1 protein-coding gene and 1 pseudogene are annotated in these 2,192 nt (G+C 73.3%); both read left to right on the forward strand.

The window, feature by feature from the left end; genetic code table 11:
- Nucleotides 1-540, forward strand: a pseudogene (locus tag WA805_RS26280) (hydroxymethylbilane synthase); the annotation flags it as partial.
- A complete protein-coding gene (locus tag WA805_RS26285) occupies nucleotides 533-2,098 on the forward strand; it encodes a uroporphyrinogen-III synthase (RefSeq protein WP_425243692.1) in 1,566 nt (521 codons plus the stop codon). The pseudogene WA805_RS26280 and the gene WA805_RS26285, both read left to right, overlap by 8 nt.
- Nucleotides 2,099-2,192: the final 94 nt, after the last annotated feature.

Here is a 2,192-nt window from a genome sequence, read left to right on the forward strand (position 1 = left end):
GCACAGCTCGCCGTGCTGCGCGGCGACATCACCTGCGTGCCCATCCGCGGCAACGCGGGCACCAGGCTGGCGAAGGTCCGCGACGGCGAGCTCGACGCGGTGGTGCTCGCGTACGCCGGGCTGGCCAGAATCGGCCACACCGACCTGGTCAGCGAGGTCTTCGAGCCGGACAGCATGGTTCCCTCACCAGGCCAGGGCGCGCTCGCGGTGGAGTGCCGCGCCGAAGACGCCGAGCTCACCGGGCTGCTCGCCACGATCGATCACTGGCAGTCCCGCGCCGCCGTGACGGCCGAGCGCGGCTTGCTCGCCGCCCTCGAGGCCGGCTGCAGCGCCCCTGTCGGCGCGTACGCCGCTCTCAGCGGCACTCAGCTGCGCCTGGACGCCGTGGTGCTCGGTGAGAAGATGATCGTGCGGGAACACGGCGAAGCGGACGCCACGGACGCGGCGCGCCTCGGCCGTGAGCTCGCGGCCCGGATGCTCGCGCTCGGCGCGGCGGACCTGGTGGGCGGCAATACCGACAGGAATGATGCGCATGACTGACATGGACGGCTGGGTGGCGTTTGTCGGCGCCGGCCCCGGAGACGAAGGGCTGCTGACGACGCGCGCGGTCCGCCTGCTCGGCGACGCGGCCCTGGTCGTGGCTGAGCCCGAGGTCGCGGACCGGGTCCGCCTCCTGCTCAGGCCCGACGCGCAGGTCGTCGAGCCCTCGGACGTGGCAGGGACCGTGCGGACGCTGCTCCAGACGGCCAGGGCAGGCCTGCTGGCCGTCCGGCTGTACCCGGGCGACCCGCTGCTCAGCGGCGCGGCCGCCGAGGTGCAGGCCTGCGCCAAGGCCAAGGCCCGCTTCGAGATCGTCCCTGGGGTGCCCGCCGTCACCGGCGTGCCCGCCTACGCAGGCATCGCGCTGACCGGCGACGCCCCCGGCGAGCTGCGCGTCATCCACGCCAGCGAGGCCAGCCAGGTGTCCTACGGCCCTGGCACGCTCGTGGTGCTCCGCGCGGAGACCGCCCCGCAGGACCTCGGCAAGATGCTGATCGCCGCGGGCTGGCCGGACGCGACGCCGTTCGCGATCACCTGGGACGGCACGACCACCGACCAGCAGACCGTTGTCACCACCCTCGGCAGGATCGGGCCCGACCTCAAGGCGGCGGGCGTGACCGTGGCTACCACCCGCGGCGGCGCCATCGCGGTGATCGGCGAGGCCGCCGCGGCCAAGAGCCGGTTCTCTTGGTACGAGACCAAGCCGCTGTTCGGCTGGCGGGTGCTGGTGCCGCGGACTAGGGAACAGGCCTCTTCGGTCTCCGACCGGCTACGCGAGTACGGGGCGGTGCCCGAGGAGGTCCCGACGATCGCGGTCGAGCCGCCGCGCACCCCGCAGCAGATGGAGCGCGCGATCAAGGGCCTGGTCACCGGCAGGTACCAGTGGGTGGCGTTCACCTCGACCAACGCGGTCAAGGCGGTGCGCGAGAAGCTCGAGGAGTACGGCCTGGACGCACGGGCCTTCGCGGGCGTCAAGGTCGCGGCGGTCGGCGAGCAGACCTCCGCCGCGCTGCTCGACTTCGGCATCCGGCCTGACCTGGTGCCGGACGGCCAGCAGTCGGCCGAGGGACTGGCCGACGCGTGGCCGCCCTACGACGACCTGCTCGACCCGATCAACCGGGTGCTGCTCCCGCGGGCTGACATCGCTACGGAGACCCTCGTCGCCAGGCTGACCGACCTCGGCTGGGAGGCGGAGGACGTGACCGCGTACCGCACGGTGCGCGCCGCGCCGCCGCCTGCGCCGATCCGGGAGGCCATCAAGGGCGGCGGGTTCGACGCCGTGCTGTTCACCTCGTCATCCACCGTCAGGAACCTGGTCGGGATCGCGGGCAAGCCGCACGCGGTGACCGTGATCGGCGTGATCGGCCCGCAGACGGCGAAGACGGCGAACGACTTCGGCCTGCGGGTCGACGTGACGTCATCCAAGCCGTCGGTCACCGCGCTGGTCGACGCGCTCGCCGAGTTCGGCGCCGCGCAACGCGACGCGGCCGCCGAAGCAGGCGAGCCGCTGCGCCGCCCGAGCGAGCGCCGCCGTGGGGGTCGGCGCCGTATCCGCTAAAACTGGGACAGGAGAGGCTATGAGTGCTGGGTTTCCAGAGGTGAGAGCCCGGCGGCTGCGCGGGACCAGGGCGCTGCGGGCCATGGTGGCGGAG

This window comes from Trebonia sp. (genome assembly GCF_049794275.1).
Lineage (GTDB): Bacteria > Actinomycetota > Actinomycetes > Streptosporangiales > Streptosporangiaceae > Trebonia.